Source organism: Paracoccus sp. SCSIO 75233 (genome assembly GCF_027912675.1).
Lineage (GTDB): Bacteria > Pseudomonadota > Alphaproteobacteria > Rhodobacterales > Rhodobacteraceae > Paracoccus.
Window position 1 is genome coordinate 178,705 of record NZ_CP115757.1, and the last position, 20,977, is coordinate 199,681.

Genomic DNA, 20,977 nt, shown 5'->3' on the forward strand with positions numbered 1-20,977 from the left:
CGAAATGCATTGCATGATGGGCGGACGCTTCTTCGCCGATCCACGCCGAACGACCGTTCAACGAAACTGCACAATAAAGCGCGTCACGGGTAAGCCGGCAGCGTCAGCCCGCGGTCGGGCTCTGGCCCTCTGTCGCGCCGCCCGGCGGGTGAAGGCGCAGCCGCGTATCCTGCTTCATCAGGGCGTCGACCCAATCCGCCTCGCTGGTGAAATCATGCGGCACCTGATCGGCGCTGCGCCCGCCGGAGAGGGATTTCGAGGCGAAGAAATCGAAGCCGTAGAGGTCCAGCCGCGACAGGCCGGAGCGCAGCAGCAACTCGATCAGCATCGCGCCGGTTGTGGGCGGGGCGGAGAGCTGGGATTTCAGGGCTTCGTAATCGGCAAGCGGGTGCAGGTAGAAGCCGGGGGAATGGGCGCTGCGCCAGTCCAGCCGCTTGCGTTTATGTGACATCCACAGGATGCGGGCCGGGTCGATCCGGCGGCGTTCCGTCCGGCGCAGCCTTGTGGCGAGGCCGAGCCAGTCGGTGCGGGTGCCGTGGCTTTCGGCGCTTGGCATCGGGGCGAGGTTGATGCGGATGACGAGGTCATGCCCGTCGATCTCCGCCCCCTGCTGCCCGTCGGCAAGGGCGCGGGCATTGCCGATAAGTGCGACGCTTTTGCCGGTCGCGGCGGCGAGCAGTTCCGTCTGCGGGACGGACAGCGTCGCCAGCATCTCCTCATTGCGCAGGAAACGCGCGGTATAGAAGCGCAGCGGCGTCATGCGAGCAGCTTGCGGTAGACGTTGACGATGGCGCGCGCCTCGCCCTCGATGGCGTGGTTTTGGGTGACATGGGCGAGTGCGGCGCGGCCTGCCGCCTCTCGTGCAACCGGATCATCCAGCCAGTGCCGGACCGCTTCTGTCAGGGCGTCCTGCTCGTCGGTGGCAACCAGAGAGCCGGTTTCACCGTTGCGGATCAGGGTTTCAAACGCGCCGACGCGGGAGGCGACGACCGGCACGCCGCAGGCCATCGCTTCCAACGGGGTGAGGCCGAAGCCCTCCCATCTTGCCGGAGCGACGAAAAGGTCGAGCGCCTGATAGTGACGGACGACGTCTGCCCACGGCAATTCGCCCAGAAAGTGAATGCGGTCGGTCAGCCCGGCGGCGTCGATCTGTTTTTGCAGATCATCGACGAATTCCTGATTGTCGCGGGTGATGCGCCCGGTGAAGATCAGTTGCGCCTTGGGGTGTGCGTGGAACAGGGTCAGCGCGGTTTCGACCAGCAGATCGACGCCTTTCTGCGCGCGAACCCGCCCGAAACAGCCGATCAGCACCGCATCGGGGTCGAGGCCGAGTTGCTGTCGCAGGGCGCGCTTGTCGGCGGTCGGGTGAAATACCTGCGTGTCGACGCCGTGGAGGATCACCGTCGCGTCACGCTCCAGATAGGATGCGGCCTTGGGCGAGGTGGCGATCAGCGCGTCCTGCTGGCGGATCAGCCATTTGGTGAAGCCGGTATGATGCCGCTGCGCGGCTGAGGTGAACAGCAGCCGGTAGCGCCGCCGCAGGAGATGGCGGAACACCAGCCCCAGCAGCATTTCCGTATTGCGCCGCGCATGCCAGACCCGCCAGCGGTCGCGGGGCAGGGTGGCGGCTCGGCTGAGCGGGATATGCGGCAGTTCCGGCGGCAGGCCGGGGCCGGTGGCGCGGATGCCGATCATCTGCGCCTGCACCGGGATCAGCCGCACCACGGTCGCGGTCACGCCGGAGAGGCGGCGTTTCAGGTTCGGGGCGACGACCTCGATCTGGTCGGGCTCAGTCATCCGGGGCCTCCGGTGTCAGGAAATACAGGGCCAACCCTATTGCAAGCGGGATGGTGAAGAACAGGAAGAGGATCGAATAGGCCTCTGCCGGTGTCGCGTTCTCGGAGGCGAGACGATAGACCGGGCGGGAGGCGAATTGCAGCACGCCGGTGCCGCCGATGGAGAACATGTTCAGGAAGGTCACGCCCCGGCCCACAAGATGCGGCGGCAGGAAGGCGCGGCCATGCGCGATCAGCAGCACATAGGATGCGCCTGAGAGCCCGACGAGCGCCAGAAGCGTGATCGAGATGGCGAGGCTGACGGCGGTGAACAGCCACAGCATGCCGATGACGATGACGGTGGCCGCGGTCCCCATCAGAATGGTGCGCCGGACGGAGCCGACCAGCGAGACCAGCGGACCGGCGAGGTAGTTGCCGATAATCATGGCAATGCCCATCATCAGCGTCGCGAAGCCGATCACGTCGCTGCCGACGCCGTACACCTCCTCCAGATACGGTCCTGCCCAGAGGCCACGGATGGCGGCGGATGCGCCGTAATTCACCATGAACAGCGGCAGGATGAACCACAGTGCGCGCAGGCGCAGAATATCGACGAGCCGTCCCGCCGGGTGGCTGCTGTCAAGCCGGTCGGGGTCGCGGACCACGGCGAATTCCGCGACTGCGACGGCGACGGTTGCGGCCACCATCCACCATGTCGCCTCGCGCCAGCCGACCCAGCCGGCGAACGCCTCCATCGGGGAGGAGGAGAGGATATTGCCGAGGGAGCCGACGGCGACGAAGGTGCCGGCGAGTGTGCCGAATTCGCGTGGGCTGAAGTTGCGCGCGAAGATGTAATAGGCGGACATCAGGGCGGGCGAACAGCCGATCCCGATCAGCGCCATCGCGATATGCAGGTGCCATGCGGTCTGGGCGAGGGCAAAGACCGCTGCGCCGAGTGCGGCGACCAGCATCAGCCCCGCTGCGGTCCGGCGCGGGCCGAAACGGTCCAGCCAGCCGCCGACGGGGATCTGCATCGCGGCGAAGCAGAAGAACCAGATACCGGAGGAGACGGCGAGATCGCCGGGATCGGCGCCCAGCTCCTCGCGCAGCACCGGGCTGAGCACGGCCATGAAGGCGCGGTAGAACTGGCTGAGCGTATAGCCCAGCACCAGCACCCAGATCCCGGTGGAAAACTTGCGCATCAGACGCGGACGAACTGGTCTTTACTGCCGTCGAACTGGAATAGCGAGCCGTCGGCGATGTCGTGGATCAGGCCGTGCAGGGTCATGCGTCCGGCCTCGACCGCCTCGCTGATGAAGGGAAAGCCCATGAGGTTTTCCAGCGAGACCATGACCGCCTCGCGTTCAAGCGCCGGGATCTGCTCGCTCTCCGGCAGGCCGGAAACGCGGTCATAGCTGGGGCGGAGGATGTCCATCCAGCGGCCCACGAAGCTCGATTCGTCCTCAAGCTCGGGTGCTTTGCCCGAACACATGGCGTGACACCCGGCGACGCCGCCGCAATTGGTGTGACCCATGACGATCAGATGCGCCACCTTCAGCGCGGTCACGGCGTATTCAACCGCCGCCGAGGTGCCGTGCTGGTGGCCGTCCGGCGTATAGGGCGGCACGAGATTGGCGATATTGCGGTGAATGAAGAACTCGCCCGTATCCGCGCCGAAGATGGAGGTCACATGCACGCGCGAATCGCAGCAGGAAATGACCATCGCACGGGGGTGCTGGCCGTCCTCGGCCAATCTTCCGTACCAGGCGCGGTTTTCCGCGAAGGTGGTGGCGTGCCAGCCATGAAAGCGGCTGACCAGATATTGCGGCAGTGGCTTGGCGTTATGCATTTTGCTTCCTTTGGTTCTGCACCAGCAATAGGCTGTGATTGTCTCCAATTCGAGCGATTTTTCCCGTGCCCGGAAAGGAAATCGCAACCCCGCTTGTCCAGTCTGCCCTCATGTGTGGGCCCATGAGGTGAGTTGATATGGGGAATATTGCTGCAATAGCAGTGGCTGAGCCGGTGAGCGTCGATGCACGCCACCTTCAGAAAATCGTGCGTGAGTTGGGCGAGGAGGCGGCGGAGCGGATCATCACCCGCACGCTGCATCAGGTGCTGATGTCGGTTCAGATGCTGTGCCGTTTCGCCAAAACCGATGCGGTCGAGGAAACCGTGTCGCAGGCGGAGCGACTGTCGCGGCTGTCGCGGCAGGTCGGGCTGGTCTCGCTGGCGGCGGTCGCGGGGGAGACGGCGATCTGCGCCCGAAGCGGCGACCGGGTGGCGATCGCCGCCCTGGCCGGGCGGGTGGAGCGGGTGGCGAACAGGTCGCTGAACGAGATCTGGGACGGAGTCTGCTGATCGCTTGCCGCGCGCTGCCGCTGGTGCCATGCTGCGCCGCGAACAGTGCCGAGGCCGAGATGACCCCTGAATTTGCCAATGAAACCGATGATGCCCGCCCGATCTGGCTGGTGCGCGATACGCTGCCGGAAGGGCTGGACGCCAATGCGCGAAGCTGGGCGGAGGCGACAGGGTTTTCCGGCAAGGCGGGGCAGATTTGCCTGATACCGGGTGCGGACGGGTCTTTGTCGGGCGCTCTGGTCGGGCTGGGCGCGCCATCCGCGCGTCCGGCGCGGCAGCGTTTTGTGCTGGCCAAGGCTGCGGCGGCTTTGCCAGCGGGCGCATGGCGCGTGGCGGACTGGCCGGACGGGGTGGATGCCTCGGAAACCGCGCTTGGCTGGCTGCTGGCGCAATACGGTTTTGGCCGCTATCGCAAGGCAGAGGGGGCGAAAGCGCGGCTGGTTGCACCTGACGGGGTCGATGCGGCGCGGCTGATCGCGATGGCGGACGGCGAGTTCCTGACCCGCGATCTGATCAACACGCCAGCAGCGGATATGGGACCGGACGCGCTCGAAGTCGTAGCGCGGGAGGTGGCAGCGCGGCACGGGTTTGCAGTCTCCGTCATCGCGGGGGAGGATCTTCTGACGCAGAATTTCCCGATGATCCATGCGGTCGGGCGTGCCGGGGCGCAGCCGCCACGGCTGATCGAGATGACGCGGGGTGAAACCGGCCCAACCCTGACACTTGTCGGCAAGGGGGTGTGCTTCGACACGGGCGGGCTGGACATCAAACCCGCTGCCAGCATGAAGCTGATGAAGAAGGATATGGGCGGGGCCGCGACGGTGCTGGGGCTGGCGCAGATGCTGGTGGCGACGGGTGCAGCGGATGGTATCCGGCTGCGGGTGTTGATCCCGGCGGTCGAGAACGCAATTGCCGGGAACGCTTTCCGCCCCGGTGATATTCTGACCAGCCGGAAAGGGCTGACGGTTGAAATCAACAATACCGATGCCGAGGGACGCTTGGTGCTGGCCGACGCCATGACCTATGCCTCCGAGGATAAGCCCGACTGGCTGGTCAGCATGGCGACGCTGACCGGTGCGGCGCGGGTGGCGCTCGGCCCCGATATTCCGCCGTTCTACTGCGACGATGACAAGGCGGCGGAGGCGATTTATCGGGCCGGGGAAACCTTCTGGGACCCGGTCTGGCGGATGCCGTTCTGGGAACCCTATGAGGAGATGATCGAGCCCGGTATCGCCGACCTCGACAATGCGCCGTCGGGCGGCATGGCGGGTTCCATTACGGCTGCGCTGTTCCTGCGCCGTTTTGCCGAAGGGGCGGGGCGATACGCGCATTTCGATATCTACGGCTGGCAGCCGGCTGCTGCGCCGGGGCGCACGAAAGGTGGGGTGCAGCAGGGCGCGCGGGCGCTGCTCGGCGCGCTTCCGGGGTTGCTGGCATGAGCGACCGGCGGATGACCCCGGCGACGGATCGGGTGGCGCTGAGCGCGCTGCGGGGACAGGTCGATCGGGCCGTCTATGTGGAAGGGGAGGCCGCGCGGATTGCAGTGCCGCTGGCCGAATTGCTGGCGCAGCCGGATGGGGCGCGCGACCGGCAGTTGAATTTTGGCGCGGATGTCTCGGTGATCGAGCGGCGCGAGGCCTGGGCTTTCGTGCAGGCGGTGCGGGACGGGTATTGCGGATGGGTGTCAGAGGCCGATCTGACGGTGGAGATGCCCGCGATCACCCACAGGGTCAGTGTACCAGCGACGCATATTTACCCTGAACCCAATATGAAGCTGCGGGAGATCGGCTGGCTGTCGCTCAATGCGCGGCTGTCGGTCGTGGAGATACGGGACGGGTTTGCGCGGCTCTCGACCGGGGGCTGGGTGCCGATGCAGGCGATTTCGGACGGGTTTGCCGATGATCCGGTGTCGGTGGCGGAAACGCTGCTGGGCACGCCCTATCTGTGGGGCGGAAACTCGCGTGGCGGGATAGATTGCTCCGGGCTGATGCAGGCGGCGCTGCATGGCTGCGGGATCGCCTGTCCGGGCGACGCGGATTTGCAGGAGGCGGCGTTTCAGCCGGTGGAGGAGGCGCTGCGCGGCGATCTGCTGTTCTGGCCGGGCCATGTCGCGATGGCCTGCGGTGACGGGCGGATGGTTCATGCGACGGCGTGGCGGATGCGGGTGATCCATGAGGATATCGCTTCGGCAATCGCCCGGATCGACGCGGCCGGGGATGGTCCGTTTCGCGGGGCGAGGCGGGCTGGTGGAGTTGCTATAGCCTTCTGAGGGTTTCTGTCCCGCGTGGCGCGGCCATTTGAGAATCAGACGAACGCCGGGTGAAAGGCGACCTCGCCTTGAGGGATATCGCCGTCAAAGGACAGCGCCATGAAATATTCCGGCGGCATGTTTGGCAGGATCAGTTCCGGTTCAGGCCGGAAGCCAAACCGCTGATAATACACCGGATCGCCGAGCAGAACGCATCCCTTGCGACCGGCGCTGCGCATCCGGGCCAGCCCCTCGCGGATCAGGGCCGAGCCGATGCCCTCGCGCTGCCGCCCCGGTGTGGCGGAGACGGGGCCGAGGCCGATCCAGCCGTGATCCTCGCCGTCTATCGTGATGGGTGAAAAGGCGACATGACCGATGATCGCGTCCTTTTCAACGGCGACGAGGGACAGCAGCAGCGCACCGGCGTCCCGCAGCCCTTCGATAATCTGCGCCTCCGTGCCGCTGCTGTGTTCCATCGGCGCGAAGGCTTCGGTGGTCAGCGTGGAAATGGCGGCTTCATCGCAGGGTTGTTCGGGGCGGATTTGCATGGCGGCACTCACAGGTTGAACACGCGGTCGGGCTGCACCTCGCCGCCGAGATAGCGGCCGATGCAGATGGCGCGGGCCTCGTGGCTGACCCAGACGATCTCGCCGAACTCTGCCTGTCCCAGCACCTGACCGGGATTGCCGTTGCGGATGCGCAGCGCGCCCTGTTCGGTGGCGCGCATCTCCGCCAGGTCGGTCAGGGCGGATTGGATCGGCAGCAGGCGGGTTTCGATCTCTGCCTGATTGGCGCGGTCGATCAGGTCGAATGGCACGGCGTCGGCGACTTCGAACGGGCCGGACCAGACCCGGCGCAAGCTTGCGACATGGCCGAGGCAGCCCAGCTCACGCCCCAGATCGCGGGCGATGGCGCGGACATAGCCGCCCTTGCCGCAAACCATGTGCAGGTCGGCGTCGTCGCTGCGGGCCTCGATCAGCGACAATTCGTCGACATAAAGCGGGCGGGGCTGAAGCTGCACCGCCTCGCCGTCGCGGGCGAGATCATAGGCGCGCGCGCCGTCGACCTTCACGGCAGAGAAGGCGGGCGGCACCTGCATGATGTCGCCGGTGAAGCCGGGCAAGGCGTCGCGGATGGCCTGCGGATCGGGACGGCTGTCGGCGCGGCGGAGCACTTCGCCGGTGGCGTCGTCGGTTGTGGTCTCCGCCCCCCAGTTGACGGTGAAATCATAGGCCTTGAGTGCCTCGGTCAGCAGCGGCACGGTCTTGGTCGCCTCGCCCAAGGCAACCGCCAGAACCCCGGTCGCGTCAGGGTCGAGCGTCCCGGCATGGCCCGCCTTTTTCGCATCGAGCGCCCAGCGGACCCGGCCCACCACGTCGGTCGATCCGATGCCCGCCGGCTTGTCCACGATCAGCCAGCCCGAAATATCGCGGCCCTTTTTGCGTGCCATTTGGCCCTCCTGTCAGAAGGCTGCGCGGATAGCGCCGGGCTTAGCCGCCGTCAACCAGCCCGATGATCGGCCCCATTGACCAGCCGAAATCCGAACGGTTCAGCGACGGCGCGTGCAGCCGGGAAATTGATCCATCGAAATACAGCGCATTGCGCGCCCCCAGCCCGTCACGGAACAGCCGCCCGAAGGTATGGAAATTCACCGGCCGGTCGGAGATTGCAAACCATGCGGTCTGCCCGTCCGCCGAAACCCCCACCCCATTGCGGACATAGACGCTGTCGGAGTTGACGAGGAAACGCGGGTGCAATTCGCCGTCGATAACCAGCATCGGGCCGGATTGCGTGGCGATCCGGCATTCCGGGTTTGTTGCCGCGAAAGCCCGGCTCTCGATCACCTGAAACGGCTGCGCGCCGCCTGTGCAGAACACCCCGTTCGGCAGCAGGCCGAAATTGCCGCCGCCGCCGCCGGTCACGAGTTGCCCGCGCGTATCCTCGCCGGATTTATACAGCCCGACAGGTTCGTAATCTGAATGGAACATCCCGGCATTCATCGCGAACACCAGATCCTGCCCGTCGGGCAATGCCGCGCGAAGATTGCTGAAATTGCGAAGCTTGTTGCCGTCCGCGTCCTCCAGCCACAGCCCCAGCCGGGGTTCGTCGGCTGCGGTCAAGGTGCAGATCGCATAACCCTGGCCGTCATGCTCCATCCGGCTGCATTCCGCAGCATCGCCGGGCAGGGCGAGCGCCAGCACTGCGCCTGCCGCGACGCCCAACCGGCAGAGCAGCCTAGTCCAGATCGTCATCTTCGGCCTCGATATCCCGGCGGACCCGCTCATCAGCGAACATGCGGCGGGTGTCGTCCATGCGGTCGAAGGTTTCATCCAGACGGAAGCGCAGCTCCGGCGCGTATTTCAGGTTCAGCCCTTTTGCGACGAGGTGGCGCAGCTCGCGCGCATTGCGGCGCAGCGCATCCAGAGCCTCATCGGCCTCGTTCCCGCCAAGCGGCATGACGAAGGCAGTCGCGACCTTCAGATCGGGGGAGGCGCGGACCTCCGCCACGGTGATGGAGTGGCGGTTGAGATCGGGGTCATGCACCTCTGCCCTGAGCAGCAGCTCGGAAAGGCGGTGACGGATCAGCTCGCCCACGCGAAGCTGACGTTGCGAGGGGCCGGGGCCGGTGTGAAAGCGGTTCTGTGCCATGCCCGAAGATGTAGGGGGTTGGGCCGCGCCCCGCAATGGACTAAGCGACATGGAAGCATTGAATGGAGGCGCAGATGGAAAAGCCGGGGATCGTCATAACGGGCGTATCGGGCCGCATGGGTCAGATGCTGGTCCGCGTGGTCAGCGAGTCGGATGCGGTCCGGCTGGTCGGCGCTGTGGAGCGTAAGGGCAGCGACTGGATCGGCCGCGACCTGGGGGAGGCTATGGGCGGTCAGCCAAGCGGCATTCTGGTGACCGACGACGCGGTCAGCGCCATTGCGCGGGCGCAGGCGGTTATCGACTTCACCACGCCCGAGGCGACGGTTGCCTTTGCCGAACTGACCGCGCAGGCACGCGCGGTGCATGTGATCGGCACGACCGGGCTGTCGGCGGAGGACATCGCGGCAATCTCGCGCGCGGCACGTCACGCGCCCATCATCCGGGCGGGGAATATGAGCCTTGGCGTCAATCTGCTGACCGGGCTGACCCGCAAGGTTGCCGCCGCGCTTGGTGAGGACTGGGATATCGAGGTGGTCGAGGCGCATCATCGCCACAAGGTCGACGCGCCGTCCGGCACCGCGCTGATGCTGGGCGAGGCCGCGGCAGAGGGGCGTGGTGCGACGCTTCCCGATCTGCGCACCCCGGCACGGGAAGGGATCACCGGCGAGCGGAAGCCGGGGACCATCGGTTTTTCCGCCATCCGCGGCGGCGATGTGGTCGGGGAGCATGATGTGATCTTTGCCACGCAGGGCGAACGTGTGGTGCTGCGCCATCTGGCGACCGACCGGGCGATCTTTGCGCGCGGCGCCTTGCGGGCGGCGATCTGGGGGCAGGATCAGGGGCCGGGCGAATATGACATGATGGATGTGCTGGGGCTGAACTGAGCGTCGGCCCTGCCCGAAGCAGGGACTTGCGCATCGGTTCACGCTCTTGGCCTTCACCGCCGAACGGGCTAGGACAGCCAGCAAAGATCAGGGGATCACGATGAGCATGGACAAGACCTTCGACGCCGCCTCCGCCGAAGCCCGCATCAGCGCCGAGTGGGAAGCGAAGAACGCCTTCGCCGCCGGTGCCAATGCCAAGCCGGGGGCGGAGACCTTCGCGATGATGATGCCGCCGCCGAATGTGACCGGCAGCCTCCATATCGGCCATGCGCTCGACAACACCCTGCCGGACATCCTCGCCCGCTGGCACCGTATGCGCGGATATGACGTGCTGTGGCAGCCTGGTCAGGACCATGCGGGTATTGCCACCCAGATGGTCGTGGAACGCAAGATGGCCGAAGCCGGGGAACCGGGCCGGCGCGAGATCGGGCGCGAGGCCTTTGTCGAGAAGGTCTGGAACTGGAAGCAGGAATCCGGTGACACGATCATGAACCAGCTTCGCCGGCTGGGCGCATCCTGCGACTGGTCGCGCAACGCCTTTACCATGTCCGGCGCGCCCTCAGCCCCGGAAGGGGAGCAGGGGAATTTCCACGACGCCGTGCTGAAGGTTTTCGTCGATCTCTACAACAAGGGGATCATCTATCGCGGCAAGCGGCTGGTGAACTGGGACCCGCATTTCGAGACCGCGATTTCCGATCTGGAGGTGGAGAACCGCGACACCCCCGGCCATATGTGGCATTTCAAATACCCGCTGGCTGGTGGCGAGACCTATGAATATGTCGAGCGGGACGAGGACGGCAATGTCACGCTGCGGGAAACCCGCGACTATATCTCCATCGCCACGACGCGGCCCGAAACCATGCTCGGCGACGGCGCGGTTGCCGTTCACCCCGATGATGCGCGTTACGCCCCCATTGTCGGCAAGCTGTGCGAAATCCCCGTCGGGCCGAAGGAACATCGCCGCCTGATCCCGATCATCACCGATGAATACCCGGACCCCGATTTCGGCTCTGGCGCGGTCAAGATCACCGGCGCGCATGATTTCAACGATTACGGCGTCGCGACCCGCAACAATATCCCGCTTTACGCGCTGATGGACACCAAGGGCGCGATGCGTGTGGACGGGCTGTCCTATGAGGAAAGCGCCGAGATCGCGACGCGCGCGGCCAATGGCGAGGATGTGGGCGATGTGTCGAACGTCAACCTTGTCCCCGAGCAGCTTCGCGGGCTGGATCGTTTCGAGGCGCGCAAGCAGGTGATCGACGAAATCACCGCAGAAGGGCTGGCTGTCACCGATGCCGAAGGCGCGGCTGTGGTTGAAGCGAAAAAGATCATGCAGCCCTTCGGTGACCGCTCCGGCGTGGTGATCGAGCCGATGCTGACCAATCAGTGGTTCGTCGACACGCAACGCATCGTCGGCCCGGCGCTCGACGCGGTCCGCGACGGCCGCACCCAGATCCTGCCCGACCAGCATCGCAAGGTCTACGAGCACTGGCTGGAAAATATCGAGCCGTGGACGATCTCCCGCCAGCTTTGGTGGGGGCATCAGATCCCGGTCTGGTACGGGCTCGATCTGGAAATGCGCGGCTTCACCGATGACGAAGGCGACGGCGCTCTGGACGAGGTCGAACTGCTGGAACTGCTGATCGACGGGCTGGTGCAGCGCGGCGATTATCACCACGCCGCCCCGCATTTCGAGGATGTGATCGAGAAGTTCCGTGACGACATCGCGGGCCTGCCGCAGCCCTTGGAGGTCAGCCGGGTCGTCGAGGTTGCCGACCGGGACGAGGCGGTTGACGTGTTCAGCCGCAGCCTTGCCGAATACAACCTGTCGCAGGACCCGACCAAGCTGGTCTACCCGGTCTGGCGCGACCCCGATGTGCTGGACACATGGTTCTCCTCCGGTCTCTGGCCCATCGGCACGCTCGGCTGGCCGGAAGACACGCCGGAGATGCGGAAATATTTCCCGACCGACGTGCTGGTCACCGGCTTCGACATTATCTTCTTCTGGGTCGCCCGGATGATGATGATGCAGCTTGAGGTGGTGGGCGATGTCCCGTTCCACACGGTCTATGTTCACGGGCTGGTGCGCGACGAAAAAGGCGCGAAGATGTCCAAGTCGAAGGGCAATGTCATCGACCCGCTGACACTGGTGGATGAATACGGCGCCGACGCGCTGCGCTTTACCCTGACCAGCATGGCGGCAATGGGGCGCGACCCGAAGCTGGGGCCGAAACATGTCGAGGCGAACCGGAATTTCGTCACCAAGATCTGGAACGCCACCCGCTTTGCCGAAATGAACGGCGTGCGCGGCGGCTCCGACCGTCCCAACCCCAGCCACACCGTCAACCGCTGGATCATCAGCGAGGTCGCCCGCGCCACCCAGGCCACCAATGAGGCGCTTGAAACCTACCGCTTCAACGATGCCGCGAACGGGCTTTACGCCTTCGTCTGGGGCAAGGTCTGCGACTGGTATGTCGAATTCGCCAAGCCGCTTTTCGACGGTGAATATGCCGATGAAACCCGCGCCACAATGGGCTGGGTGCTGGATCAGTGCTATACGCTGCTGCACCCGATCATGCCGTTCGTGACCGAAGAACTCTGGTCCCTGACCGGCGACCGCAAGTCCATGCTGATCCACGGCGACTGGCCCGAGTTGGGGCGTGACGTCATCGACGCCGATGCTGACCGCCAGATGAACTGGGTGATCCAGCTGATCGAGAATATCCGCTCCGCCCGCGCCCAGATGGGCGTCCCGGCAGGCGCGCGGATCGATCTGATCGTGACGGAGGCTGACAGCAATGCGCGCGCTGCCCTCGCCGCCAATGCGCCCCTGATCGAACGCCTCGCCCGCGTCAATGCCCCGCAGGATGGCACGGCAGGCAAGGGCATGATCGCGGTCTCCGCCCCCGGCGCGTCCTTTGCGCTGCCCATTGGTGACGTGATCGACGTCACCGCCGAAACCGCCCGGCTGGAGAAGAACGCGGCCAAAACCGGCAAGGATGCCGAAGGGCTGCGCAAACGCCTCGACAACCCGAAATTCGTCGAGAACGCCGATTTCGAGGTGATCGAGGAGACCCGCCAGAAACTCGCCGATCTGGACGAAGACCTCGCCCGGATCAATGCCGCGCTGACGCAGCTCAAGGCGATGTAATGCACTGGTTCGAGCGGATCGCCCAAAGGCGCACCGACGAGGCGGAAGCGAAGGGCGACCTTCGCGGCCTCGCGGGCGAGGGCAAACCGCTCGACCGCGCCCGCCTGCGCGAACGCGCCGAAGACGTGCTGCACCGGATGATGTCCGATGGCGGTTTCGTCCCCGAAGAATTCCGCATCCGCAAGGAGGTGGAGGCGAAGCGCGCCGCCCTCGATCAGATCGACGACCCGGAGGAGCGCCGCGCGCTGCAACGCAAGATCGCGCTGATGGAACTCAAGGCCAACATCGCCACCGATGCGCGCCGCGCCGCCGCGCGCGACTGACCCCACGGCTCATTCATCCTGGCTGAAATATCCCGGGGGTGCGGGGGCAGCGCCCCCGCGTCACCTCAAACCGGGATCAATCCGGCATCAGCATATATCCCGCACCGCGCACCGTCTGAAGATAGCGCGGTTCTTTCGGGTCAGGCTCGATCTTGCGGCGCAGCCTTGTGATCTGCACGTCAATCGCGCGGTCCGATCCATCCGCCTCCTCTGACGGGGTCCGGCCGAGATCCTGCGTCAGGTCGGTGCGGCTGACCGGCTGACCCGGTGTCTCCGCCAGACGCCGCAGCAGCGCGGCCTCGGTCCCGGTCAGGTGGATATGGTCTTCGCCATCGAACAGCTGGCCACGCTCGGTGTCGTATCGCAGGGACCCGAGCGTCATGAATTTCGGCCCCGCCGGCTGGGCCTGCGGGATGCGGCGCAGGATGGCGGAGATCCGCAGCAGCAATTCGCGCGGCTCGAACGGTTTTGCCAGATAATCATCGGCGCCAGCCTCCAGCCCCGCGATGCGGTCCTCCGTCTCGCCGCGTGCGGTCAGCAGCAGGATCGGGGTGGTCAGGCGGCGGCGCAGGTCGCGGGTCAGCGCGATGCCGTCCTCGCCCGGCATCATTACATCCAGCACGATCAGATCGAATTCCAGCCCGCGCAGGATCTTGCGGGCATGGGCTGCGTCCGACGCGGTCGAGACCAGAAAGCCGCTTTTGATCAGAAACCGCTGCAACAGGCGGGAGATGCGCGCGTCATCATCGACGACGAGGATATGGGCGGTGTCTTTCATCTCCGATCCCGTCACTCGCGGGTCTCTGCATTGCGCATTTCGCGGAACTGGCGCGCGCCGCCTTCGTCCATCATCGCCTCCAGCACCATGCGGAACCCGGCCACGGCCTGCGGCCCGGCGGCGCGATAGGCGGCGCGGACACGGGCGCGTTGCGCCTCTGACAGGCGCTTTTCCAGCTCGGAGCCGGCCTCGCTCAGGAATAACTGCCGTTCGCGCCGGTCGCGGCGGCCCACACGCGATTCGACCAGCCCGTCTTCCAGCAGCGTCCGCAGCACCCGGTTCAGCGATTGCTTGGTCACGCTGAGGATATCCAGCAGGTCAGAGACGGTCAGCCCGGGTTTGCGGGCGATGAAATGCAGCGCCCGGTGATGCGCGCGGCCATAATCCATCCCGGCGAGGATCTCGTCCGGGTCCGAGGTGAAGGCGCGATAGGCAAAGAAAAACGCCTCGATCCCGCCGCGAATCTGGTCGTCGGTCAGGAACAGCAAATTCTCCGGCCCCTGCTCGGTCACGGGTTTGATCGCCGGGTTTTTCATCGGACCTCCAGTCATTGCCCAGATTGTTTTACGTCAGCCTTGTTGACTTTCCAAGAATCAATCGGTAGCGAGATGCCAGTTATTCGCAAGATTCCGTCCGTTTTCGGCAGGTCTTGGCAATATTTCGAAACAGAAGCAGCAGGAGGCGCAGATGGAAGGCGCTTATGACGACCGCGACGGCAAGATCTGGATGAATGGCGAATTGTTGGAGTGGCGCGATGCCAAGGTCCATGTGTTGAGCCATGCGCTGCACTATGCCTCGTCCGTTTTCGAGGGGGAGCGTTGTTATGACGGCAAGATTTTCAAGGGCCATGAACACTCGCTGCGGCTGATCGAATCGGGCCGTCTGCTGGACATGCCGCTGCCCTATTCGGCTGAGGAAATCGATGCCGCGAAAGAGGCGGTGTTGAAGGCGAACGGGTTCACCAATGCCTATGTCCGTGCCTTCGCCTGGCGCTCTTCCGGCCCGGATATGGGGGTTTCGGCCCGCCGCAACCCGGTCAGCGTCGCCGTCGCCGCGTGGGAGTGGGGCAGCTATTACGGGGATGCGAAATGGCAGGGCGCGAAGCTGGATATTGCCAAGTGGAAGCGCCCCAGCCCGGAGACGATCCCGACCGCGGCGAAGGCTGCGGGGCTGTATATGATCTGCACCATGTCGAAACACGCGGCTGAGGCAAAGGGTTGTTCTGACGCGCTTTTCTATGACTGGGAGGGCTATGTCGCGGAGGCGACGGGGGCGAATATCTTCTTCATCAAGGATGGGGAAGTGCATACGCCGCTGGCGGATCGGTTTCTGAACGGGATCACCCGCCAGACGGTGATCGAGATGTTGAAGGACAAGGGCTATACGGTCCATGAGCGCCGGATCAAGCCGGAGGAGCTGGACGATTTCAGCGAGTGCTGGCTGACCGGGACGGCGGCGGAGATCACGCCGGTCGGGCAGATCGGGGATCATCATTTCCAGGTCGGGCAGATCACGCGCGATATATCCGACGCTTATGAGGCGCTGGTCCGCGCGTAAGCGCCGGGCCGACGACAAGGGTTTCCGGGGCGCTGCCCCGGACCCCGGGATATTTCCGCCAGGGTGAAAGCGCGTGGCCTGACAAATTGCCGCGCTTTCGCATGGGTTGAAACAAGTGTAGAAACGCAACCATGATTGGATCGTTTCGCACCGCTTTGCCGTTCTGGATGTCGCTGGGTCTTGTGCCGCTGGCGGTTCTGGCTGCCGTTCAGGGCGGCTGGTGGTGGGTGCTGATGCCGGTCTACGCCTGGTACATGGTGACCGGGCTGGATCTGGTGCTGGGGCTCAATGAGGAGAACCCGGATACGGAGACGCCGGTTGACCAGCTTTTCTGGTATCGCGCGATCACGGTGATCTGGTTTCCGGTGCAGTTCTGCCTGCTGTTCGGGTTGATCTATTACACCACGCGATCCGGGCTTTCGGGTTGGGAGAAGCTGGGGCTGTTCTTTGGCCTTGGCGTCGCCACCGGCTCGGTCGGGATGGTTTATGCCCATGAATTGCTGCATCAAAAGCCGCAATGGGAACGTTGGCTGGGCGATCTTCTGCTCGCCTCGACCCTTTATTCGCATTTTCGTACCGAGCATCTGCTGGTTCATCATTCATGGGTGGCGACGCCGCGCGACGCGGTTTCGGCGCGCTATAATGAGGGGTTCCACCGGTTTTTCTGGCGCGTGCTGACCGAGGGGCCGCGCAGTGCGTGGCGGGCCGAGAGGAATTTTCTGGCCCGCGCCGGACGGCCTGTGACCGACCGGCGCAATCCGTTCTGGCGCTACGCCGTGCTGCAACTGGGCATGCTGCTTCTGGCGCTTTTGCTGGGTGGCTGGCAGGGATTGCTGCTGTTCGTCTGGCAGGCATTTATCGCGATATGGCAGCTTGAACTGACGAATTATGTCGAGCATTACGGGCTGACCCGGCGCTATCTGGGCGAGGGGCGTTATGAGCATGTCCTGCCGCGCCATAGCTGGAATGCCTCGCACAAGGCGTCCAACTGGCTGCTGATCAATCTGCAACGGCATTCGGACCACCATTACAAGCCGGATCGGCGGTTTCCCCTGCTTCAGACTTATGACGAGGATGAGGCGCCGCAGCTTCCGTTCGGCTATCCGGGAATGACGTTTCTGGCGATGATTCCGCCGTTGTGGCGGCGGCGGATGAACCCGCGTGTGCGGGCGTGGCGGCGGCAGTTCTATCCCGATATCGAGGACTGGACCGATTATAACCGCGGGACATTTCCTATGCCGCGAAAGGCGCTTTGACGGGCCGCACCGGGCGTGCACGGACGGTACACGGCGCGTACACAGGGCGTACACAGGCTGCGGGCGTTGCGTGTTGCGCCGTGACGGGCGAGAAATGACCTATGGTTTCACAGGGCGGGGGAGGACCGTGCGCCGATGACGACCGCCGAGGATCTGCCGGTTATCGCAAGCTTCTGGTACGGCTCCGATCTGTCCTGGCTGGAGGCGCTTTGCATCAAGTCCTATCTCGATCGCGGTCATCGCTTCATCCTTTACACGGCTGAACCGCTGGCCGGTGTTCCAGACGGAACCGAGACCCGGCCTGCCGCAGATATTCTTTGGCCGCCGCCATTCGATATCAGCGACAATGACCGGCTGCGGGTTGCGGTGTTTTCGGATATTTTCCGGCTGCGCATGGTGCAGTCGACCGGGTTTATCTGGGTCGATCTGGATGCCTATTGCCTTCGCCCGTTCCGGTTCGGGACGCCCTATGTGTTCGGGCGGGAGGGGAATGCGATCCCAAGCGGCGTTTTGGGCTTGCCGCCGGATTCTCCGGCGCTTGCTGAAATGCTGGGCTTTGTCACATCGGAAAACCCCTCGCAACCTTGGCGGGGGGCGCGCCTTCGCAAGCTTAACGCCCAGCGTGTCGCGCGGGGTGAACGCTGGGGGATCGAGGATTTGCCCTGGGGTTGCTCTGGCCCGAAAGCCTTCGGGTATTTTCTGGCGCAGTCTGGCGAGGATGGTCATGCCATGCCGGTGGAGGTGTTTTACCCTTTGACCAAGGCGGAGCTTCGGAGACTGCACGACCCGAATGTCGCGACGGAGGATATCGAGCGTGACGGCGTCCATTCCGTGCATGTCTACGGGTTTCAGCGCATGATGATCGCGACGGAATATGCGGGGCTTCCGGTGCCCGGATCATATCTTGAGCGGCTTTGCCGCCGGCATGATGTCGATCCACATGAGCAAAGGATGGTCGCGTTGGACTGGATGCTGCAGAAGCGGGAGCGGATGCGGAGATGATGCGGCGCGGCGCGGCGTGGCCGCCGGTCCGGTCGCGCTTGCCGGAGAGAAAAAAAGCCCCGCCTTCGACTGAGGGCGGGGCAAGTCTGTCCGGGCCCAACGAGCGGGGCCGACGGACATGGCGAAACTGGTGGAAAGGGATCAGTTCGGACGTTCGTCCATTTCATCCCGGATCTGCTGGCGCAGCGCGTCGATGGGCAAGAGCTTGCCTTCGCGTTTGAAATGCCAGTAGGTCCAGCCATTGCAGGACGGCGCGCCTTCCAGCTTGGCGCCGACCTGATGGATGGAGCCCTTGACGTCGCCGCCCGTGACGCTGCCATCGGCGCGGACCTTGGCCTTGTGGCGGTTGCCGGCGGAGTAGAGTTCTTCGCCCGGACGCAGCATCCCGCGTTCGACAAGCTGGCCGAAGGGGACGCGCGGTTCTGCCCGCTTGCCGGTGGAGGTCGCCAATGCCTCTGCATGGAGGCGGCGGATGCGGGACATGCGCTTGCTGGCGGCCTCGCGATAGCCGGATTCACGCTCGATGCCGATGAAGTCGCGGCCGAGCATCTTGGCGACCGCGCCGGTGGTGCCGGTGCCGAAGAACGGGTCGAGCACCACGTCGCCGGGATTGGTGGTGCCGATCAGCACGCGATGCAGGAGCGATTCGGGTTTCTGCGTCGGGTGGGCCTTGTTGCCCTGATCGTCCTTCAGCCGTTCGCCGCCATTGCAGATCGGCAGCACCCAGTCGGAGCGCATCTGCACCCCTTCGTTCAGCGATTTCAGGGCTTCGTAATTGAAGGTGTATTTCGCGGATTCCGATTTCGAGGCCCAGATCAGCGTCTCATGGGCATTGGTCAGGCGCTTGCCACGGAAATTCGGCATCGGGTTGGATTTGCGCCAGATCACGTCGTTGAGGATCCAGAAGCCCTGATTTTGCAGCTCGGCCCCGACGCGGAAGATGTTGTGATAGCTGCCGATGACCCAGATCGCGCCGTTGGGTTTCAGCAGGCGGCGGGCGGCGGCGAGCCACTCGCGGGTGAAGCTGTCATAGGCGGCGAAGCTGGAAAACTGGTCCCAGTGATCGTCGACCGCATCGACGCGGGAATTATCGGGCCGGTGCAGATCGCCCTTCAGTTGAAGGTTATAGGGCGGGTCGGCAAAAATCAGGTCGATGCTGCCCTCTGGCAGGGCGTTCATCGTCTTTATGCAGTCGCCTTCCAGAATCTGGTTCAGCGGCAAACTGCGCGCGGACGCGGTCTTAGCTTCGTTCATCTCTGCCTCTCGAATTGCCGGATTTTTCCGGTCTGCTCTGGGGCAATGATGATTCAGGGTTGATTCGGCGTCAATTTATTTATTTGAATCAGCAGCTTGCGTTTTTGTCTTTACACAAGATATTGTGGACGGGTGCGAAGCTGCGCCGATGATGTGGGGTCACGCCCAAGGCGATCAGCGCCTGTTTATGCGCCTTGGTGGGGTATCCGGCGTTGCGTTCCCAGCCATAGCCGGGAAACTGTTGCGCCAAATCCACCATGATCCTGTCGCGTTCGGTTTTGGCGAGGATCGAGGCCGCTGCGATGCTGAGGCTGCGCGCGTCGCCCTTGACGATGCCGCGGGCGGGGACGGTGAGATCCTGCGGGATCATGTGGCCGTCGACCAGCGCGAAGTCGGGGCGTTGCCGCAGCCCGGCCACGGCCCGGCACATGGCGAGATGCGCGGCGCGGAGGATGTTGAGCCGGTCGATTTCCTCGACCGAAGCATGGGCGACCGACCAGTCGGCGCTGTCGCGGATCAGTTCGGCGATGGCGCTGCGGCGCGCGGCGCCGAGCTTTTTCGAATCGTTGAGCCCTTCTGGAATCTGCTTTGCATTCAGGATGACGGCGGCTGCGGTGACCGGACCAGCAAGGGGGCCGCGCCCGACCTCGTCGATTCCTGCGACGAATTTTGCGCCTGCGGAGTGGGCATCACGCTCGAAAGACAGGTCCGGGAGCGTGTTTTTGGCATAAGAATCTATATTTTTGTACAACTTCTCTACTTTAGGTTTTATTACTCTATTGGGTTCAATTTGTAATTGTGCAATATGAAACCAGTGGGGTTTGAGCAGTATAGCAAGACGGCAAGCGTCGTCGGTGCTGACAAAACCGACTTTACAACTTGGCGGTCTCGGAACGCTATCAAAAAGACCATTAAGGTGGACCGTTCAGAAGTCGGGGTGTCGGCAGATCAGTTAATTTATTTCGAGGAGGGAAGACCTTGATTTCAGGTGGAGAAACATTGCTTCAAGAGGGCATCTTGAGGCCAGCCGGACGCAATATACAGAATACCTGGCAATCCGTGCAAGGCGAGGTGCTTCGGCGTATCCGTACCGGCGAATGGCGTGCCGGTGAACTGATCCCGACGGAGCATGAGCTTGCGGCAGAATTGGGTTGCGCGCGGGCCACGGTCAACCGGGCGTTGTCGCAACTTGCCCAGGACGGCATCGTCCATCGCCGCCGCCGGGTCGGCACGCGCATCGCGAGCGGCAATGTCGAGGAGGCGGGTGCGGAGGCTCAGCCCATCCGTGGCGAGGTCGAGGCGACCGGGGCCAGATATGGTTACCGGCTGATCGACCGGAAGCGGGTTCAGGCGTCCAGCCGGATTGCATCCATTATGCACCTGTCCGCTGGCGAAGAATTGATCCGTTATTGTGCGCTGATCACCTCGGACGATGAAGCCTATTGCGCTGAGTTGGGGTATCTTCTGGTCAAGGGAGCCGACAGCATCCCGGAAGAGGCGCTGGACGAGGGGGAGCCGTTGGAATGGATGCGCGAAAACGTGGCGCAGCTGACCGGGAAAATGGAGTTCTCCGCAACCCGCCTGACCGAGGAATGCGCGGATATTCTGGGCGGCGATAAGGGGTTTCCGGTATTGACGCTTGATCGTACATTGTGGTCTGCGGGCGTTCCGCTGTCGCATACGCGGCGTGTCTATCCCCCGTCGCATCGCGTCGCCTTCGTTCGCTGAGACAAGAAAAC

General features: G+C 64.2%; 22 protein-coding genes. 10 read left to right on the forward strand and 12 right to left on the reverse strand.

All coding sequences use genetic code 11. The features are described from left to right. Positions 1–103: 103 nt before the first annotated feature. The 4 genes from PAF12_RS00875 to PAF12_RS00890 are packed head-to-tail and all read right to left on the reverse strand — an operon-like array spanning position 104 to position 3,624. Positions 104–760: a glycosyltransferase family 29 protein gene (locus PAF12_RS00875; RefSeq protein ID WP_271108138.1), complete on the reverse strand. Its 657-nt coding sequence runs from the start codon at positions 758–760 to the stop codon at positions 104–106. Next, the gene (locus PAF12_RS00880) at positions 757–1,797 is read right to left on the reverse strand and encodes a glycosyltransferase family 4 protein (RefSeq protein WP_271108139.1); all 1,041 of its coding nucleotides are present in this window, start codon (positions 1,795–1,797) and stop codon (positions 757–759) included. The genes PAF12_RS00875 and PAF12_RS00880 overlap by 4 nt, the downstream gene beginning before the upstream one ends. Continuing rightward, entirely contained in the window at positions 1,790–2,977 is a 1,188-nt protein-coding gene (locus PAF12_RS00885) for an MFS transporter (RefSeq protein WP_271108140.1), read from the reverse strand. Before PAF12_RS00885 ends, PAF12_RS00880 begins: the two co-directional genes overlap by 8 nt. After that, complete coding sequence (locus PAF12_RS00890) at positions 2,977–3,624, reverse strand: carbonic anhydrase (RefSeq protein WP_271108141.1); 648 nt, start codon at positions 3,622–3,624, stop codon at positions 2,977–2,979. The genes PAF12_RS00885 and PAF12_RS00890 overlap by 1 nt, the downstream gene beginning before the upstream one ends. Positions 3,625–3,785: 161 nt before the next feature. On the opposite strand from PAF12_RS00890, the gene PAF12_RS00895 reads away from it, so the two are divergent. The 3 genes from PAF12_RS00895 to PAF12_RS00905 are packed head-to-tail and all read left to right on the forward strand — an operon-like array spanning position 3,786 to position 6,402. Continuing rightward, a complete protein-coding gene (locus PAF12_RS00895) occupies positions 3,786–4,133 on the forward strand; it encodes a hypothetical protein (RefSeq protein WP_271108142.1) in 348 nt (115 codons plus the stop codon). Positions 4,134–4,192: 59 nt separating this feature from the next. Beyond that, positions 4,193–5,572 (forward strand): M17 family metallopeptidase, encoded by a 1,380-nt coding sequence (locus PAF12_RS00900; protein ID WP_271108143.1) that lies wholly within the window; start codon positions 4,193–4,195, stop codon positions 5,570–5,572. Further along, on the forward strand, positions 5,569–6,402 hold the full coding sequence (locus tag PAF12_RS00905; RefSeq protein WP_271108144.1) for a C40 family peptidase: 834 nt from the start codon (positions 5,569–5,571) through the stop codon (positions 6,400–6,402). The genes PAF12_RS00900 and PAF12_RS00905 overlap by 4 nt, the downstream gene beginning before the upstream one ends. A gap of 35 nt (positions 6,403–6,437) precedes the next feature. Here PAF12_RS00905 and PAF12_RS00910 read toward each other — a convergent pair whose 3' ends face one another. Genes PAF12_RS00910 through rbfA form a run of 4 tightly spaced genes read right to left on the reverse strand, consistent with a single transcriptional unit; the run spans position 6,438 to position 9,030 of the window. Beyond that, entirely contained in the window at positions 6,438–6,929 is a 492-nt protein-coding gene (locus PAF12_RS00910; protein ID WP_271108145.1) for a GNAT family N-acetyltransferase, read from the reverse strand. Positions 6,930–6,937: 8 nt separating this feature from the next. Next, the gene (truB, locus tag PAF12_RS00915; protein ID WP_271108146.1) at positions 6,938–7,831 is read right to left on the reverse strand and encodes a tRNA pseudouridine(55) synthase TruB; all 894 of its coding nucleotides are present in this window, start codon (positions 7,829–7,831) and stop codon (positions 6,938–6,940) included. A 40-nt stretch (positions 7,832–7,871) separates the two neighbouring features. Next, on the reverse strand, positions 7,872–8,633 hold the full coding sequence (locus PAF12_RS00920) for a phosphodiester glycosidase family protein (RefSeq protein ID WP_271108147.1): 762 nt from the start codon (positions 8,631–8,633) through the stop codon (positions 7,872–7,874). Further along, entirely contained in the window at positions 8,617–9,030 is a 414-nt protein-coding gene (gene rbfA, locus PAF12_RS00925) for a 30S ribosome-binding factor RbfA (protein ID WP_271108148.1), read from the reverse strand. The genes PAF12_RS00920 and rbfA overlap by 17 nt, the downstream gene beginning before the upstream one ends. A 74-nt stretch (positions 9,031–9,104) precedes the next feature. Between rbfA and dapB the strand changes: the two genes are divergently transcribed. The 3 genes from dapB (at position 9,105) to PAF12_RS00940 (ending at position 13,391) form a co-directional block, all read left to right on the forward strand. After that, entirely contained in the window at positions 9,105–9,914 is an 810-nt protein-coding gene (dapB, locus tag PAF12_RS00930) for a 4-hydroxy-tetrahydrodipicolinate reductase (protein WP_271109621.1), read from the forward strand. 100 nt (positions 9,915–10,014) lie between these two features. After that, the gene (locus tag PAF12_RS00935) at positions 10,015–13,068 is read left to right on the forward strand and encodes a valine--tRNA ligase (protein ID WP_271108149.1); all 3,054 of its coding nucleotides are present in this window, start codon (positions 10,015–10,017) and stop codon (positions 13,066–13,068) included. After that, positions 13,068–13,391 carry a DnaJ family domain-containing protein gene (locus PAF12_RS00940; protein WP_271108150.1) on the forward strand — a complete coding sequence of 108 codons (324 nt, stop codon included), beginning with the start codon at positions 13,068–13,070 and terminating at the stop codon, positions 13,389–13,391. Before PAF12_RS00935 ends, PAF12_RS00940 begins: the two co-directional genes overlap by 1 nt. 76 nt (positions 13,392–13,467) lie before the next feature. Here the strand turns inward: PAF12_RS00940 and PAF12_RS00945 are convergent, their stop codons facing one another. Next, positions 13,468–14,169, reverse strand: coding sequence for a response regulator (locus tag PAF12_RS00945; protein ID WP_271108151.1), 702 nt, complete (start codon positions 14,167–14,169; stop codon positions 13,468–13,470). An 11-nt stretch (positions 14,170–14,180) separates the two neighbouring features. Then, on the reverse strand, positions 14,181–14,705 hold the full coding sequence (locus PAF12_RS00950) for a MarR family winged helix-turn-helix transcriptional regulator (protein WP_271108152.1): 525 nt from the start codon (positions 14,703–14,705) through the stop codon (positions 14,181–14,183). 151 nt (positions 14,706–14,856) lie between these two features. Between PAF12_RS00950 and PAF12_RS00955 the strand changes: the two genes are divergently transcribed. The 3 genes from PAF12_RS00955 (at position 14,857) to PAF12_RS00965 (ending at position 17,984) form a co-directional block, all read left to right on the forward strand. After that, positions 14,857–15,726: a branched-chain amino acid aminotransferase gene (locus PAF12_RS00955; protein ID WP_271108153.1), complete on the forward strand. Its 870-nt coding sequence runs from the start codon at positions 14,857–14,859 to the stop codon at positions 15,724–15,726. A 131-nt stretch (positions 15,727–15,857) separates the two neighbouring features. Beyond that, positions 15,858–16,982 (forward strand): alkane 1-monooxygenase, encoded by a 1,125-nt coding sequence (locus tag PAF12_RS00960; protein WP_271108154.1) that lies wholly within the window; start codon positions 15,858–15,860, stop codon positions 16,980–16,982. Positions 16,983–17,117: 135 nt separating this feature from the next. Next, positions 17,118–17,984 (forward strand): hypothetical protein, encoded by an 867-nt coding sequence (locus PAF12_RS00965; protein ID WP_271108155.1) that lies wholly within the window; start codon positions 17,118–17,120, stop codon positions 17,982–17,984. 141 nt (positions 17,985–18,125) lie between these two features. On the opposite strand, the gene PAF12_RS00970 is transcribed toward PAF12_RS00965, so the two are convergent. Further along, positions 18,126–19,238, reverse strand: coding sequence for a site-specific DNA-methyltransferase (locus tag PAF12_RS00970; RefSeq protein WP_271108156.1), 1,113 nt, complete (start codon positions 19,236–19,238; stop codon positions 18,126–18,128). An 88-nt stretch (positions 19,239–19,326) separates the two neighbouring features. Continuing rightward, on the reverse strand, positions 19,327–19,989 hold the full coding sequence (locus PAF12_RS00975; protein ID WP_271108157.1) for a ribonuclease HII: 663 nt from the start codon (positions 19,987–19,989) through the stop codon (positions 19,327–19,329). Positions 19,990–20,255: 266 nt separating this feature from the next. On the opposite strand from PAF12_RS00975, the gene PAF12_RS00980 reads away from it, so the two are divergent. Next, positions 20,256–20,966, forward strand: coding sequence for a GntR family transcriptional regulator (locus PAF12_RS00980; protein ID WP_271108158.1), 711 nt, complete (start codon positions 20,256–20,258; stop codon positions 20,964–20,966). Positions 20,967–20,977: the final 11 nt, after the last annotated feature.

What these genes read in the sequence shown, in the direction of transcription:
- PAF12_RS00950 (WP_271108152.1), bottom strand. Translation starts at nt 14,705, where the DNA reads ATGAAAAACCCGGCGATCAAACCCGTGACCGAGCAGGGGCCGGAGAAT.
- PAF12_RS00880 (WP_271108139.1), bottom strand. Translation starts at nt 1,797, where the DNA reads ATGACTGAGCCCGACCAGATCGAGGTCGTCGCCCCGAACCTGAAACGC.
- PAF12_RS00960 (WP_271108154.1), top strand. Translation starts at nt 15,858, where the DNA reads ATGATTGGATCGTTTCGCACCGCTTTGCCGTTCTGGATGTCGCTGGGT.
- PAF12_RS00955 (WP_271108153.1), top strand. Translation starts at nt 14,857, where the DNA reads ATGGAAGGCGCTTATGACGACCGCGACGGCAAGATCTGGATGAATGGC.
- PAF12_RS00900 (WP_271108143.1), top strand. Translation starts at nt 4,193, where the DNA reads ATGACCCCTGAATTTGCCAATGAAACCGATGATGCCCGCCCGATCTGG.
- dapB (WP_271109621.1), top strand. Translation starts at nt 9,105, where the DNA reads ATGGAAAAGCCGGGGATCGTCATAACGGGCGTATCGGGCCGCATGGGT.
- truB (WP_271108146.1), bottom strand. Translation starts at nt 7,831, where the DNA reads ATGGCACGCAAAAAGGGCCGCGATATTTCGGGCTGGCTGATCGTGGAC.
- PAF12_RS00920 (WP_271108147.1), bottom strand. Translation starts at nt 8,633, where the DNA reads ATGACGATCTGGACTAGGCTGCTCTGCCGGTTGGGCGTCGCGGCAGGC.
- rbfA (WP_271108148.1), bottom strand. Translation starts at nt 9,030, where the DNA reads ATGGCACAGAACCGCTTTCACACCGGCCCCGGCCCCTCGCAACGTCAG.
- PAF12_RS00935 (WP_271108149.1), top strand. Translation starts at nt 10,015, where the DNA reads ATGAGCATGGACAAGACCTTCGACGCCGCCTCCGCCGAAGCCCGCATC.
- PAF12_RS00965 (WP_271108155.1), top strand. Translation starts at nt 17,118, where the DNA reads ATGACGACCGCCGAGGATCTGCCGGTTATCGCAAGCTTCTGGTACGGC.
- PAF12_RS00875 (WP_271108138.1), bottom strand. Translation starts at nt 760, where the DNA reads ATGACGCCGCTGCGCTTCTATACCGCGCGTTTCCTGCGCAATGAGGAG.
- PAF12_RS00970 (WP_271108156.1), bottom strand. Translation starts at nt 19,238, where the DNA reads ATGAACGAAGCTAAGACCGCGTCCGCGCGCAGTTTGCCGCTGAACCAG.
- PAF12_RS00885 (WP_271108140.1), bottom strand. Translation starts at nt 2,977, where the DNA reads ATGCGCAAGTTTTCCACCGGGATCTGGGTGCTGGTGCTGGGCTATACG.
- PAF12_RS00890 (WP_271108141.1), bottom strand. Translation starts at nt 3,624, where the DNA reads ATGCATAACGCCAAGCCACTGCCGCAATATCTGGTCAGCCGCTTTCAT.
- PAF12_RS00910 (WP_271108145.1), bottom strand. Translation starts at nt 6,929, where the DNA reads ATGCAAATCCGCCCCGAACAACCCTGCGATGAAGCCGCCATTTCCACG.
- PAF12_RS00945 (WP_271108151.1), bottom strand. Translation starts at nt 14,169, where the DNA reads ATGAAAGACACCGCCCATATCCTCGTCGTCGATGATGACGCGCGCATC.
- PAF12_RS00940 (WP_271108150.1), top strand. Translation starts at nt 13,068, where the DNA reads ATGCACTGGTTCGAGCGGATCGCCCAAAGGCGCACCGACGAGGCGGAA.
- PAF12_RS00905 (WP_271108144.1), top strand. Translation starts at nt 5,569, where the DNA reads ATGAGCGACCGGCGGATGACCCCGGCGACGGATCGGGTGGCGCTGAGC.